This window comes from Rhodanobacter sp. BL-MT-08 (assembly GCF_054161255.1).
On sequence record NZ_CP167872.1, the window covers coordinates 1,947,268 to 1,961,238 of the forward strand.

Consider the following 13,971-nt stretch of genomic DNA (forward strand, 5'->3'; position numbering starts at 1 on the left):
ATGCGCCGACTTCTGAACACGCTTTATGTCACCACCGAGGGAGCGTGGCTACGCAAGGATGGCGAGAACGTGGTGCTGGAGGTGGAAAAAAACGAGCGGGCGCGACTGCCTATCCACATGCTGGGCGGTATCGTCTGCTTTGGTCACGCAGTCATGACGCCCGCCCTGATGGGGCACTGCGCCGCCAGTGGCATCAGCATCAGTTTTCTCAGCATGCACGGCCGCTTTCTGGCGAGGGTGGAAGGACCGGTAGCCGGCAACGTACTTTTGCGACGCGAACAATACCGGCGCAGCGATGATCCCACCGCCTGCGCGCTGCTGGTGCGCCATTTGCTCGCAGGAAAAATTCACAACCAGCGGGCGGTGCTGCGGCGTGCGTTGCGGGATCATGGCGAGAGTTACACTCCGCTGGTCACGCAGCAATTGAAGGAGGCACAGCAAAGTCTTGGTCATATCCTCGACCGGCTGCTGCGGGAGCAAAGTGTCGATGTATTGCGCGGTCTGGAAGGCGATGCGGCACGCCGTTATTTCGAAGTGTTTGATCGGCTTATCCGGGTGAGTGAATCGGATCTTCGTTTTTGCGGGCGGAATCGTCGGCCCCCACGCGACCGCGTCAATGCATTGCTTTCTTTTCTCTATACGCTAGTGACCCACGATTGCCGCTCGGCGCTCGAAACCACCGGTTTGGACCCAGCGGTCGGCTTTCTACATCGCGATCGGCCTGGACGGCCAAGTCTGGCGCTTGACCTCGCCGAAGAGTTTAGGCCGGTGGTTGCCGATCGGCTTGCATTGTCGCTGATCAATCGGCGTCAACTGACCGCTCGCGATTTTATCGTTGGCGAAACTGGCGCAGTTACCCTTAAAGACGATGCGCGCAAGACCTTACTGACGGCATATCAAGAGCGTAAACGCGAAAGCCTGCGTCACCCATTCATCGAGGAAAACGCCGACATGGGTTTGTTTCCTTGGCTGCAGGCCCAGCTCCTTGCACGACATCTGCGCGGCGATCTGGATGCTTATCCGCCTTTTCTGTGGAAGTGACAGGTAATGATGATACTCGTCACCTACGATGTCAGTACGATGGACGCCGGTAGCCAGCGGCGTTTGCGCCGGGTAGCGAAGGCTTGTCGAGACTATGGCCAGCGCGTGCAGTTTTCGGTATTCGAAATCGAAATCGAGTCGGGGAGCTGGGTGATGCTGAAGCAACGTCTGATCGATGTCATCAATCCTCAAATAGACAGTCTGCGCTTCTACTACCTGGGCACACACTGGGAGCGCAAGGTGGAACATATCGGCGCCAAGCCTGCGCTAGACCTGAAAGGCCCCTTGGTTTTCTGACTTTCCGCGAACCTAAAGCGACCGAAAAAAGCCCGGCAGGTTCGCGCATGTGGTAAGTCATTGTTTTTTTATCGACCCTTGTTCATTCACTGCCATCCAAATGCACTCAATCGCGCGTAACTAGAGATGGTTCGCGCAAACAAGCTTTTCGTTCATTGAAATTCCGTAGGTTATGCTAGGGCGGTCGCGCCTCACGCAGGCGCGTGGATAGAAACACCAACGCCGGCGACGCCTCGGGCAACGTCGAGATCGTCGCGCCTCACGCAGGCGCGTGGATAGAAACATCGACTCAGCGAACAAGCAGTATGGAAAAAACGTCGCGCCTCACGCAGGCGCGTGGATAGAAACAACGTAGCAAACAGCGGTGCTACTGTCGTGGCCGGTCGCGCCTCACGCAGGCGCGTGGATAGAAACGATGCTACCGGGGCGCTGATCATCGAAAAGCTCGAGTCGCGCCTCACGCAGGCGCGTGGATAGAAACGAATCGCACCACAGGATCAGGCGGGCGAACGCACGTCGCGCCTCACGCAGGCGCGTGGATAGAAACTCAGACATGTCAGCTACCCGAAATGGCAGCCAGCGGTCGCGCCTCACGCAGGCGCGTGGATAGAAACCCGGCGTTGGCCACTGCGCTCCGGAATGCGTGCGGTGTCGCGCCTCACGCAGGCGCGTGGATAGAAACGAGTGAGGCAAACATCACGCATGCTCCGCGTTGTGTCGCGCCTCACGCAGGCGCGTGGATAGAAACCTGCATATACGGCGTGACAAAATGCACGTAGTCGGGGAGTCGCGCCTCACGCAGGCGCGTGGATAGAAACGCCGGCAGCACGAGCGGCATCAGCTTATCTAGCAGTCGCGCCTCACGCAGGCGCGTGGATAGAAACTCGACAACCTGGCCCTGATCCATCGCGCGCAGCTGGTCGCGCCTCACGCAGGCGCGTGGATAGAAACACCATGCTCGCCACGGATTCGATCAGTCTAGCGAGTCGCGCCTCACGCAGGCGCGTGGATAGAAACTCCAGCAGCTTGCCGCTGTAGGTGTGCATGGTGGTCGCGCCTCACGCAGGCGCGTGGATAGAAACTCCTCGTCGAGCGACGTCGCGAACAGCTTGTACGGTCGCGCCTCACGCAGGCGCGTGGATAGAAACTCCTCGGTCGACCTGATCATCGGCGGCCAGGCCGGCAGTCGCGCCTCACGCAGGCGCGTGGATAGAAACCTGAGCACGACGGACGGCACGCCCTGGAACACCGTCGCGCCTCACGCAGGCGCGTGGATAGAAACTCGTGATCTGGTTCGAACTGAATACCCGGCGTGGGTCGCGCCTCACGCAGGCGCGTGGATAGAAACCTCGAGTCGATGCCGGAGGCGTTCGACCTCGACGTCGCGCCTCACGCAGGCGCGTGGATAGAAACCGCCGCTCTGCGTGTTTTCGATCACATGGATGCGTCGCGCCTCACGCAGGCGCGTGGATAGAAACCACCACCAGCATCCGCAACAGTAGCAAGATCAAGTCGCGCCTCACGCAGGCGCGTGGATAGAAACACCTAGACCCCGATAACGCCCGTGACCGCATGGCGTCGCGCCTCACGCAGGCGCGTGGATAGAAACTGCACCCGGCTCGATCGATCTGCAACCTGACTCGTCGCGCCTCACGCAGGCGCGTGGATAGAAACCATGTCAAGTTGAACGAGGTCGACCCAATCAAAAGTCGCGCCTCACGCAGGCGCGTGGATAGAAACCATTCCACGTAGCCGACTGGTGTCCAGCCGAGAAGTCGCGCCTCACGCAGGCGCGTGGATAGAAACTACGCGCACAAATACACCGATGCGCCGCAAGCGATGTCGCGCCTCACGCAGGCGCGTGGATAGAAACCTGCTCAGGCTCCTGTATAGGCATAGCCTTAGCGAGTCGCGCCTCACGCAGGCGCGTGGATAGAAACCATGCCGAGCGATGGGACACGTACACTGATCTCGAGTCGCGCCTCACGCAGGCGCGTGGAGAGAAACGCAACTACCCTGTCAATACCCTAATTGCAGATTGTCGCGCCTCACGCAGGCGCGTGGATAGAAACCCGATGGTACTAGCCAGACTGGCCGCGCCATCAAGTCGCGCCTCACGCAGGCGCGTGGATAGAAACAAATATCTGATTAGCGCGATTGATATTTTGACAGGTCGCGCCTCACGCAGGCGCGTGGATAGAAACACTGTTGCCGCGTCGGGGCTGCCCGCAATCTCGATGTCGCGCCTCACGCAGGCGCGTGGATAGAAACCATGTCAGCGTGTACAAGGTCGATCCAAGGATCGAGTCGCGCCTCACGCAGGCGCGTGGATAGAAACACGCCGCGCATGGAGAAGCATGGCGACGAGAACGTGGTCGCGCCTCACGCAGGCGCGTGGATAGAAACCAGATCAAGGCGTACATGCGCGACGCCACCACCCTTGTCGCGCCTCACGCAGGCGCGTGGATAGAAACTTCCCACCGCACACGGTCTACGTCGAGCCGTTTGGTCGCGCCTCACGCAGGCGCGTGGATAGAAACGCCTGACCTGCAATTTCAACCAGGACGGCCGCACGTCGCGCCTCACGCAGGCGCGTGGATAGAAACTACGCGTTGGGTGCGCCGTTGCGCATGTTGCGGCGTGTCGCGCCTCACGCAGGCGCGTGGATAGAAACGGTGCATGAACAGGCCCGCTTTGCAGTAATAGCAAGTCGCGCCTCACGCAGGCGCGTGGATAGAAACTGGTGCACTCCAACACAACCAAGATTATCCCTCGGGTCGCGCCTCACGCAGGCGCGTGGATAGAAACGCTGAATCGCTGCCGGCGACCTTGTTACCACTCGCCGTCGCGCCTCACGCAGGCGCGTGGATAGAAACGTGGTGAATCCGGGCAGATATGCAAACTGGCGGAGTCGCGCCTCACGCAGGCGCGTGGATAGAAACAACCCGGATCCGAACGCCAACACAACCTTCGTGTTGTCGCGCCTCACGCAGGCGCGTGGATAGAAACATATTGGGGATGATCGCCCTATGTGCAGCCGATCAAGGTCGCGCCTCACGCAGGCGCGTGGATAGAAACATCGGTGATGCCGACCAGAAACCAGTTATGGAAGCGTCGCGCCTCACGCAGGCGCGTGGATAGAAACAACACCGGGCATTTATTTACGTCACAGGATGGCTGTCGCGCCTCACGCAGGCGCGTGGATAGAAACATGGCGCGCGGCGGTGTGGCTGCCCAGGGTCTGAGTCGCGCCTCACGCAGGCGCGTGGATAGAAACAGTTCCAAATCCTCCACACCACCACCCGTACACGTCGCGCCTCACGCAGGCGCGTGGATAGAAACCCTGATACGTGACCGTGATGGAATATCGTCCATGTCGCGCCTCACGCAGGCGCGTGGATAGAAACAGTGCGGTGAGGGTCAGTAATGCCGATTCGCGCGCGTCGCGCCTCACGCAGGCGCGTGGATAGAAACAGTTAGAGTCGAACTGGGGTTAACGAGTGCCATGGTCGCGCCTCACGCAGGCGCGTGGATAGAAACAGATCAAACAGGAGGAGGCGCGCGCCGAGCAGGGTCGCGCCTCACGCAGGCGCGTGGATAGAAACATCGTTAGTGAGGGATGAAGGTCACGGTCGGGGGTCGCGCCTCACGCAGGCGCGTGGATAGAAACATTATCTGATCCGATGAAATAGGTATGTGTGTGGATAGAAACGAGTTCAGTCTAGTCTCGCGAGGTATTGCGACAGGTCGCGCCTCACGCAGGCGCGTGGTATAGAAACAAGATCCGCAAAGAGGACCCCACCGGCCTTATCACGTCGCGCCTCAGGCAAGCGCGTGGATAGAAACCCTGCCACTCGGTGAGCCGAGCTTCGAGGTCGGGCGCGCCTCACGCATCGGAGGCGCTCAGCCTTTCAGCAGCACAACGACTGCACCGGTGCCGCCCTGCGCGGGACGCGCCGAGGCGAAGGCGATTACATCGTCGCGCCGGCGCAGCATGCGATCGGTCAGCCCTTTCAATACCGGCCCGGCGGCGCGCGAGCGCAGGCCCTTGCCGTGCACGATGCGCACGCAGCGCAGCCCGTTCTGTTTGGCTTCGGCGAGAAACATGATGATGGTGGACTGCGCCGCGGCGACGTTCATCTGATGCAGATCGATGTCGTCCTGCACGCTGAACTGGCCGCGCTTGAGCTGGCGCAGCAGCTTGGGCGAATAGCCATCGCGCAGAAAGCTGAGCTCTTCCCCAACTTCGAGCACGGCCGGGTCGAAGGCCATGTCGAGCAGCTCGCCGGGCACCGCCGCCTCGTCCGCTTCGAACATGTGCGGATGCGGCTCGGGTTTGGGAGCAGTCGGTGGCGCAGCGACCGAGTTGAGCTTGCGCACCTCACCGATCGACTCGCGAAACAGTCGGCTGTCGTCGTCATTGATCGGTGTGGATGCGCGGCGCTTCATGTTCCCATGCTAACCAAAGCGCGTGCGATGGTGCGAATGCTCATGGTCGCAGCCGAAGGCGTGTGAATCCCGGCACTCGCTCCGGTAGACTTCAACGGTTGAGGCATATCGCGGTCATCGCGCCACGCCCCGCCCAGCTTTCAACGGAGCAGCATGCGAGTTCTGGTCAGTAACGATGATGGTGTGGATGCCCCCGGCATCCACGTGCTTGCCGAGCGCCTGCGCGAGGTCGGCGAAGTAACCGTGGTGGCGCCCGATCGCGACCGCTCCGGCGCCAGCAATTCGCTGACGCTGGATTCGCCGCTGCGCGTGCTGCCGATGGGCAACGGCTATTTCCGCGTAGCCGGCACGCCGACCGACTGCGTGCATCTGGCGCTGGCCGGCCTGCTCGATGAAGAGCCCGATATCGTCGTCTCCGGCATCAACAACTCGGCCAATCTCGGCGACGACGTGATCTACTCCGGCACGGTGTCCGCCGCAATGGAAGGCCGTTTCCTCGGGCTGCCCGCCATTGCGGTGTCGCTGGTGAGCAAGGATCACAACGGCCAGCACTATGACTCCGCGGCGCAGGCCGTGCTGCTGCTGATGCAGCGCCTGCTGGTCGATCCGCTGCCGGCGGACACGATACTCAACGTCAACGTGCCGGATCGGCCGTGGGCGGAAATCAAGGGTTTTGAAGTGACCCGTCTTGGCCGCCGCCATCGTGCCGCGCCGTCGGTAGCGCAGACCGATCCACGCGGTCGGCCGATCTGGTGGATCGGCCCGGCAGGCGAGGTGGATGACGACAGTCCCGGCACCGATTTCAACGCGGTGCAGCGCGGTTTTATCTCGGTCACGCCGATCCACGTCGACCTCACCCGTTTTCAGGCGCTGGAAAAAGTCAGCAGCTGGATCGAGGACTTGAGCGACAGCGTGAAGCGCGATCGCACCGCCACGCACGAGGTGGTCTAAGCGATGACCGTTTATCGACTGCCGGCGTCGGAGTTGAAAGGCGAGGGCATGACATCGCAGCGCGCGCGCGATCGCCTGGCCGTGAGCCTGAAAGAGAGCGGCATTCGCGACTCGCGGGTGATCCAGGTAATTCGCGACCTGCCGCGTCATCACTTCATCGATCAGGCGCTGCACTCGCGCGCCTACGAAAACACCGCGCTCCCGATTGGCCATGGGCAGACCATTTCGCAGCCGTGGGTCGTGGCACGCATGACCGAGGTGCTGCTGGAACATTTCGACGCCAAGCAGGGCATGCCGAAGAAGGTGCTGGAGATCGGTACCGGCTCGGGTTACCAGGCCGCCGTGCTCGCGGCGCTGGTGCCGGAGCTTTTCACGGTCGAGCGGATCGAGGAGCTGCTGCGCCAGGCGCGCCGGCGCTTTCGCCAGCTGGGCATCACCAATCTGCGTTCCAAGCACGACGACGGCAAGCTCGGCTGGCCGGATGAGGCGCCGTTCGACGCCATCATCCTCACCGCGGCAGGCGATACGATTCCCACGCGCATCCTCGACCAGCTCACGCCCACCGGGGTGCTGGTGGCGCCCGTCGGTTCGGCCAGCAGTCAGACGCTGATCCGCATGCGCGGCGATGGCGCAGGCGATTTCATCCAGGAAGAACTGGGCCCGGTGAGCTTCGTACCCTTATTAGGCGGGATCGGCTGATGCGTCTGTTTGGAAAACTCTACGCTCAGGCGCTGGTCTGGGCGCGCAGCCCGAAAGCGATTTACTACCTTTGCGGATTGAGCTTCGTCGAAGCCTTCATCTTCCCGATTCCGCCGGAGGTGATGCTGGCGCCGATGATGCTGGGCAAGCGGCACAAGGCTTTTCACTTCGCCAACCTGAGCCTGCTGTTTTCGCTGCTTGGTGCACTGGTCGGATACTCGCTCGGTCACTGGGCGTTTCAGGCCTTGCGACCGGTGCTCGATTCGCTGCATTTTCTGGCGCCGATCGAGCAGGGCGTGGCCGTGCTGCGCCAGCAGATGGCGCAGCACCAGTGGGGTCTGTTCGGCGTGCTTATTCTGGCGGCGCTGCAGCCGGTTGTGCCGATGAAGTTCGTGACCTGGGCCTGCGGCATCATCGGCGTACCGGTGCTGCCGTTCCTCGCCTGCATCGGACTCGGGCGCGGCAAGCGGGTGTGGCTGCTGGCGCTGCTGATTCGCCTTTTCGGCGAGCGTGCCGAACGCATCTTGCACAAATATATCGAGTGGATCGGCTGGACCGCGCTGGTGCTGCTCGCCCTGCTGCTGGTCTGGTGGGTGTGGCTGCGTTGAGCGACGTTTGCTGATGTCGCGAGCTGGTATGAAAAAAGGATGGTGCCTCGGTATGCTGCCCACCATGAATGGAACGACCTTGAATCGACCGTTTTTGCGCCGACGTTGGCCCTTGCTGGCGCTGGCGATCATATCCTCGATGCTGGCTGCCTGCGGCACCATGCACAGCTCGGTCGTGGTCGAGCCGGCGTCCGGCAGCGGTCATTACGGCAGCGGAAACGTCGTAGCGCCAGCGACCCACACTTCGGTTCCCGGCGGCAGCTATCAGGTGGTCAAGGGCGACACGCTGTACTCGATTGCCTTTCGCAACAAGGTGGACTTTCGCGATCTGGCGCAGTGGAATGGCGTCGCTCCTCCGTACACGATTCATCCGGGGCAGCGGCTGAAGCTGTCTCCGGCAACAACGGCAGGAGCCGTCGCCGTCAATCGCCCGAGCGGACCGGTTTTGCCGTCGCCGCCGTCGGCAACCGCCAACGCGGTGGCACCCGTTCATGCCGCATCGGCTCCGCCGGCTGCATCGGCGCCGATGTTCGAGCCGGTGGCTTCGTCGTCAACCACCAAGCCGCCAAGCGCAAAGGCCGTAGTGGCCGCGCCGGCGGTTCCTGGGCAGCCGAAAACGACCGCGCCCGCGCCGTCAGCCAGCACCAGCGTGGTACCGGTGGCGGGAGTAAAGACGCCATCGCCCGCCGTATTGCCGCCGCCAGCGCCCGCACAGGTCGTTTCCAACGGACCTTCACGCGCCGTGAGCGGCGTGACCTGGCGCTGGCCGGCGCAGGGCACCTTGATCAAGCGCTTTCAGCCGGGCGATGCGATCCCGGGTATCGAGATCGGCGGCAACGCCGGAGACGCCGTGCACGCGGCAGCCGATGGCGTGGTGGTTTACAGCGGCAACGGTCTCGTGGGTTACGGCGAGCTGGTCATCATCAAGCACAGTGACAGCTTTCTGTCGGCCTACGGCCACAACAGCAAGCGCCTGGTGAAGGAAGGGCAGCGCGTCACGGCCGGCCAGCAGATCGCCGAAATGGGCTCGACCGGCGCCACGCGCGACGAACTCGAATTCCAGATTCGCAAGGACGGCAACCCGGTCGATCCGCTCGGCTACCTGCCGCCGCATTGACTCGCGGGGTCAGCTCGACGGCGGTGACGTGTGCGCCGGTGCGGCCAGGATGAATCCGGCAATCACCCGCCGCCCCTCGCCGGCAAGCAGGTTGTAAGTGCGCGCGGCGGCGGCGTTGTCCATCACTTCGATGCCGATGTTCCGACGCAGGAACCCGGCCATGAAGGCCGCCGAAGGAAACGTCTGACGCGAGCCTGTGCCCAGAATCACCAGCTCCGGCTGCAAAGCGAGCATGGCCTCGACATGGTCGCCGTCCAGCGCACTGGCGGCATCGACGGCCCAGTTCTCGATGGCCTGGTCCGGCGCCAGCAGGAAGCTGCGGCTCAATTCGCGATCAAGCAATGTGATGCTGTGCGCGCCAACGCGGCGCACCAGCAGATAGCCATCGGTTTGTTCGAGGGACAGATCCATCAGCGCGGCAGGGCGATCTTCGGTTCGTCGATATTGCGCCGGAAAAGCACCACGACGTGGCCGATCTTGTGGATGATTTCTGCCTCGGTGCCCGCGGTTAAGGTGCCGATCTGGGCCTCGCGCTCCTCCTTGTCGCCGCCAGACAGCTTGACCTTGACCAGCTCGTGCTGGCTCAGCGCCAGGCCGAGCTCCTTGACGACCGCATCGCTGGCGCCCTTGTTGCCGAGCAGGATGACCGGGCTTAGATCGTGGGCGAGGCTGCGCAGGTAACGGATCTGCGAGGAGGAAAGGGCCATGTCGTACGTACTCGATTCGCTGTCATTCGACATCTAAGGGTATCATGCGTCTACAAGCCGCACGTCGAAAAACATTCGGCCGTCACAGGCGATGGGCGATCTTCTGTACTGTCTCTACCGTCAGCGCGTGTTTTCTCGGCGTTTCAGCAATTCCTCTTTTTCTGGCTGTCTCCGATCATGACCCGCAGCAAAAGCAGTGCCGTATGGCTGCGCGAACACTTCAATGACGTTTACGTCAAAAAGGCCCAGGCCGAAGGGCTGCGCTCGCGCGCGGTCTACAAGCTGGAAGAGCTGATCGAGCGCGATCGTCTGCTCAAGCCGGGCATCCATGTCGTCGACCTTGGCGCGGCGCCGGGCAGTTGGTCCCAGCTGGTGCGAAATCGCATGGGCGACACCGGTACCGTGGTGGCGCTGGATATCCTGCCGATGCAGAGCATTGCCGGCGTGGACTTTCTGCAGGGCGACTTCCGCGAGGAGTCGGTGCTGCGCGAGCTGGAAGGCCGATTGAGCGGGCAGAAGCTGGATCTTGTGCTGTCCGATATGGCCCCCAATATGAGTGGTGTGGCGCTTGCCGACCAGATCCGTGCGATGGATCTGGCCGAGTTGGCGCTGGACTTCAGTCGACAGTGGCTCAAACCCGGCGGTTCGTTCCTGATCAAGTTGTTTCAGGGGGCCGGTTTTGACAATTACTTGCGCAGCTTGCGCGCGGACTTCACCCGCGTGACTATGCGTAAACCAAAGGCCTCACGCGCACGTTCGCGTGAGGTGTACGCACTGGCAACAGGCAGAAAGCCTTCTTCGGTGCAACCGGGCGAGAATCGCGCATGAATGAGACAGCTAAAAACGTATTGCTCTGGGTCATCATCGCGGCAGTTTTGTTCGCGGTGTTCCAGAGCTTCAATCCGCATGGATCATCCTCGTCCGATCTGCCGTACAGCGGATTCGTGCAGAGCGTCGACAATGGCAACGTGTCGACAGCCGTGATCAGCGCCGATCAACCGGCCACCATCAGCGGCAAGCTGAAGGATGGCAGCACCTTCCATACGGTCGCTCCCGTGCTCGGCATCTCCACCAACGAGGTGGTGAAGAAGATGCAGGACAAGGGCGTGGAAGTTCGCCAGGATCCCTCCGAAGGCTTCTCGCTGATCGGTTTGCTGATCAGCTGGCTGCCGGTGCTGCTGATCGTCGGCGTGTTCATCTGGTTCATGCGCCAGATGCAGTCCGGCGGCGGCGGTCGTGGCGCCATGAGCTTCGGCCGCTCGCGTGCCAAGCTGCAGGGCGAAGATCAAATCAAGGTCAATTTCAGCGACGTCGCCGGCTGCGACGAAGCCAAGGAAGAAGTGGGTGAGCTGGTCGAATTCCTGCGTGACCCGGGTCGTTTCCAGAAGCTTGGCGGCAAAATTCCGCGCGGCGTGCTGATGGTCGGCCCGCCCGGTACCGGCAAGACACTGCTGGCCAAGGCAATCGCCGGCGAGGCCAAGGTGCCGTTTTTCGCGATCTCCGGTTCGGACTTTGTCGAGATGTTCGTTGGCGTGGGCGCCAGCCGCGTGCGTGACATGTTCGAGCAGGCGAAAAAGCACGCGCCCTGCATCATCTTCATCGACGAAATCGACGCCGTCGGTCGCCATCGCGGCGCCGGGCTCGGTGGTGGTCATGACGAGCGCGAGCAGACGCTGAACCAGCTGCTGGTCGAGATGGACGGTTTCGAAGGCACGGAAGGCATCATCGTGATTGCCGCCACCAACCGGCCCGACGTGCTCGATCCGGCGCTGCTTCGTCCGGGCCGTTTCGATCGCCAGGTGGTGGTCGGTCTGCCTGACGTGCGCGGTCGTGAGCAGATTCTGAAAGTGCACATGCGCAAGGTGCCGACAGCCAGTGACGTCAATGCCATGACGATTGCGCGCGGCACGCCGGGTTTTTCCGGCGCGGACCTGGCCAACTTGGTCAACGAAGCGGCGCTGTTTGCCGCGCGTGAGAACGCCCGCGAAGTGCGCATGATTCATCTGGACAAGGCGCGCGACAAGATTCTGATGGGCTCGGAGCGCCGCTCGATGGCGATGAGCGAGGACGAGCGCAAGCTCACCGCTTATCACGAGTCGGGTCACGCCATCATCGGCCGCCTGGTGCCGGAGCACGATCCGGTCTACAAGGTGACCATCATCCCGCGCGGTCGCGCGCTGGGCGTCACGATGTATCTGCCGGAGGGCGACAAGTACAGCATCAACCGCGTCGCCATCCAGTCGCAGCTGTGCTCGCTGTACGGCGGGCGTGTGGCCGAGGAGCTGATCTTCGGTGCCGACAAGGTCACCACCGGTGCGTCCAACGACATCGAGCGGGCCACCAAGATGGCGCGCAACATGGCGACCAAGTGGGGCTTGTCCGACGAGCTCGGTCCGGTCACTTACGGTGAAGACGAAGATGAAGTGTTCCTTGGTCGCTCGGTGACTCAGCACAAGAGCATCTCCAACGAAACCGCCAGCAAGATCGACGATGTCGTGCGGGGCATTCTCGATCGCGCCTACGCGCGCACCAAGGAGTTGTTGACGGCAAACATGGATAAACTGCACATCATGGCCGAATTGCTGTTGCAGTACGAAACCATCGATGCGCATCAGATCAACGACATCATGGCCGGGCGCGAGCCCGGCCCGCCGGCCGACTGGACCAAGAATCCGCCGACCAGCAGCACGCCACCGCCGCCGCCGCCGAAGAGCGACGCTGGCCAGCCCATCGGCAAGGTGGGTGACCCGGCCGCGCAAAACCGCTCCGGCTATCAGGGCTGAGCAATTCAGAAGGTTTCTTGCTGGGTTACTGCTCTTCGCGTGAATGTGGGGAGTTCTATAGAAAGGCGGCCCTCGGGTCGCCTTTCGTTTTTTGATGAACGGTCATCGTCGAAGTATGTAACCACGCACTCGCAAAAACTCAGTCACAGCGAGGCATCAGCCTCCGACGTTGTCGCTGAAGTGAAATTCTTTCACGAAAAGTGTTGACGCATGCGTGCGGAGTCTGAATAATTCCGCTCCTCGGTTCGACGCATCGATGCCCAAACATTGGTGTAGCGGACAGACGCTTTCAGTGCGCCCGTAGCTCAGTTGGATAGAGTACCTGGCTACGAACTAGGTGGTCGGGAGTTCGAATCTCTCCGGGCGCACCATTTACACAGCGAGGCGGGGTGCTTGCACCCCGTTTCGTTTTTACGGGAGGCAGTTTTTTCCGTAGAAAATTGGAAATCAGATATAAGGTGTGTGCTTCGATAACGGATTGACGGATCGCAGTGTCGCCCGTAACATTTGAAGGCTTCGATGACTTGAAACCTTCGAGCAATCGTTGCGGGGTATAGCTCAGTCTGGTAGAGCGTTGCGTTTGGGACGCAAAAGTCGGGGGTTCGAATCCCTCTGCCCCGACCAGCGACGCGTTCTTCTGGTAGCGACTGCGCCTGTAGCTCAACCGGATAGAGCATCGGCCTTCTAAGCCGACGGTTGCAGGTTCGAGTCCTGTCGGGCGCACCAGTTTCAAGATTTATGGTGGGTGTAGCTCAGCTGGTTAGAGTCCCGGATTGTGATTCCGGTTGTCGTGGGTTCGAATCCCATCATCCACCCCAGTTTCAAAGCCCAGTTTCATCGGGCCGTTAGCTCAGTTGGTAGAGCAGTTGACTCTTAATCAATTGGTCGAAGGTTCGAATCCTTCACGGCCCACCAATTCGAAAGGGACTTGCGCGAGCGCAGGTCCCTTTTTTCTTGGCACGAATTCATGGGCGCAAAGCGAAGCTGCACGACAGGGCATTGGCCTTGAATGATCAGCTTGTGCTGCAACCTCGTGGAACCGTAAAATGGAGCGCTTTCGTATAAGGGAATCATCGACTTAGACGAGCGCGGCAAAGACGGGGCGGGACTGGTTCTCTGCAGTGGTTGGTGGAGGAATAGGCTTGTCATTCCTGTGGTTGCGCGAGTTTTCCGTGGTTGGCGCGCGAGAGTGGCGGAATTGGTAGACGCACCAGATTTAGGTTCTGGCGACTAATCATCGTGGGGGTTCGAGTCCCCCCTTTCGCACCAAACCGGGTGATTTTTCTTTTTTTGTCGGCGGCGGTTGCTGCCATGGTGCC

General features: G+C 61.4%; 11 protein-coding genes, 6 tRNA genes and 1 CRISPR repeat array. Of the genes, 14 read left to right on the forward strand and 3 right to left on the reverse strand.

The window, feature by feature from the left end:
• A complete protein-coding gene (gene cas1c, locus ACDK93_RS08555) occupies window positions 1-1,041 on the forward strand; it encodes a type I-C CRISPR-associated endonuclease Cas1c (RefSeq protein WP_458072170.1) in 1,041 nt (346 codons plus the stop codon).
• 6 nt (window positions 1,042-1,047) lie between these two features.
• The gene (gene cas2, locus ACDK93_RS08560; protein WP_458072171.1) at window positions 1,048-1,338 is read left to right on the forward strand and encodes a CRISPR-associated endonuclease Cas2; all 291 of its coding nucleotides are present in this window, start codon (window positions 1,048-1,050) and stop codon (window positions 1,336-1,338) included.
• Window positions 1,339-1,521: 183 nt separating this feature from the next.
• Window positions 1,522-5,184: a CRISPR direct-repeat array (repeat unit 32 nt; unit sequence GTCGCGCCTCACGCAGGCGCGTGGATAGAAAC).
• Between the two features lie 57 nt (window positions 5,185-5,241).
• On the opposite strand, the gene ACDK93_RS08565 is transcribed toward cas2, so the two are convergent.
• Window positions 5,242-5,787, reverse strand: a complete 546-nt coding sequence (locus ACDK93_RS08565; RefSeq protein ID WP_458072172.1) for a Smr/MutS family protein — start codon at window positions 5,785-5,787, stop codon at window positions 5,242-5,244.
• 153 nt (window positions 5,788-5,940) lie between these two features.
• On the opposite strand from ACDK93_RS08565, the gene surE reads away from it, so the two are divergent.
• The 4 genes from surE to ACDK93_RS08585 all read left to right on the forward strand — a co-directional run bounded on the left by surE (window position 5,941) and on the right by ACDK93_RS08585 (window position 9,162).
• Window positions 5,941-6,738 carry a 5'/3'-nucleotidase SurE gene (surE, locus tag ACDK93_RS08570; protein WP_458072173.1) on the forward strand — a complete coding sequence of 266 codons (798 nt, stop codon included), beginning with the start codon at window positions 5,941-5,943 and terminating at the stop codon, window positions 6,736-6,738.
• 3 nt (window positions 6,739-6,741) lie between these two features.
• Complete coding sequence (locus ACDK93_RS08575) at window positions 6,742-7,437, forward strand: protein-L-isoaspartate(D-aspartate) O-methyltransferase (protein WP_458072174.1); 696 nt, start codon at window positions 6,742-6,744, stop codon at window positions 7,435-7,437.
• Entirely contained in the window at window positions 7,437-8,045 is a 609-nt protein-coding gene (locus ACDK93_RS08580) for a YqaA family protein (RefSeq protein ID WP_458072175.1), read from the forward strand. Before ACDK93_RS08575 ends, ACDK93_RS08580 begins: the two co-directional genes overlap by 1 nt.
• 139 nt (window positions 8,046-8,184) lie before the next feature.
• The gene (locus tag ACDK93_RS08585) at window positions 8,185-9,162 is read left to right on the forward strand and encodes a peptidoglycan DD-metalloendopeptidase family protein (RefSeq protein ID WP_458072395.1); all 978 of its coding nucleotides are present in this window, start codon (window positions 8,185-8,187) and stop codon (window positions 9,160-9,162) included.
• A gap of 9 nt (window positions 9,163-9,171) precedes the next feature.
• Here the strand turns inward: ACDK93_RS08585 and ACDK93_RS08590 are convergent, their stop codons facing one another.
• Window positions 9,172-9,573 (reverse strand): Mth938-like domain-containing protein, encoded by a 402-nt coding sequence (locus ACDK93_RS08590; protein ID WP_458072176.1) that lies wholly within the window; start codon window positions 9,571-9,573, stop codon window positions 9,172-9,174.
• Entirely contained in the window at window positions 9,573-9,869 is a 297-nt protein-coding gene (yhbY, locus tag ACDK93_RS08595) for a ribosome assembly RNA-binding protein YhbY (RefSeq protein WP_458072397.1), read from the reverse strand. The genes ACDK93_RS08590 and yhbY overlap by 1 nt, the downstream gene beginning before the upstream one ends.
• Before the next feature lie 177 nt (window positions 9,870-10,046).
• Here yhbY and rlmE point away from each other — a divergent pair, with 177 nt between their 5' ends.
• The 8 genes from rlmE to ACDK93_RS08635 all read left to right on the forward strand — a co-directional run bounded on the left by rlmE (window position 10,047) and on the right by ACDK93_RS08635 (window position 13,921).
• Window positions 10,047-10,697 (forward strand): 23S rRNA (uridine(2552)-2'-O)-methyltransferase RlmE, encoded by a 651-nt coding sequence (gene rlmE, locus ACDK93_RS08600; RefSeq protein WP_458072177.1) that lies wholly within the window; start codon window positions 10,047-10,049, stop codon window positions 10,695-10,697.
• Window positions 10,694-12,652 (forward strand): ATP-dependent zinc metalloprotease FtsH, encoded by a 1,959-nt coding sequence (ftsH, locus tag ACDK93_RS08605; protein WP_458072178.1) that lies wholly within the window; start codon window positions 10,694-10,696, stop codon window positions 12,650-12,652. Before rlmE ends, ftsH begins: the two co-directional genes overlap by 4 nt.
• Window positions 12,653-12,946: 294 nt before the next feature.
• Window positions 12,947-13,023 (forward strand) — tRNA-Arg (locus ACDK93_RS08610).
• Window positions 13,024-13,199: 176 nt separating this feature from the next.
• Window positions 13,200-13,276 (forward strand) — tRNA-Pro (locus ACDK93_RS08615).
• 25 nt (window positions 13,277-13,301) lie between these two features.
• A tRNA-Arg gene (locus ACDK93_RS08620) sits at window positions 13,302-13,378 on the forward strand.
• A gap of 15 nt (window positions 13,379-13,393) precedes the next feature.
• A tRNA-His gene (locus ACDK93_RS08625) sits at window positions 13,394-13,470 on the forward strand.
• Between the two features lie 21 nt (window positions 13,471-13,491).
• Window positions 13,492-13,567: transfer RNA gene (locus ACDK93_RS08630), tRNA-Lys, on the forward strand.
• Window positions 13,568-13,835: 268 nt separating this feature from the next.
• A tRNA-Leu gene (locus ACDK93_RS08635) sits at window positions 13,836-13,921 on the forward strand.
• The last annotated feature ends 50 nt before the right edge of the window (window positions 13,922-13,971 follow it).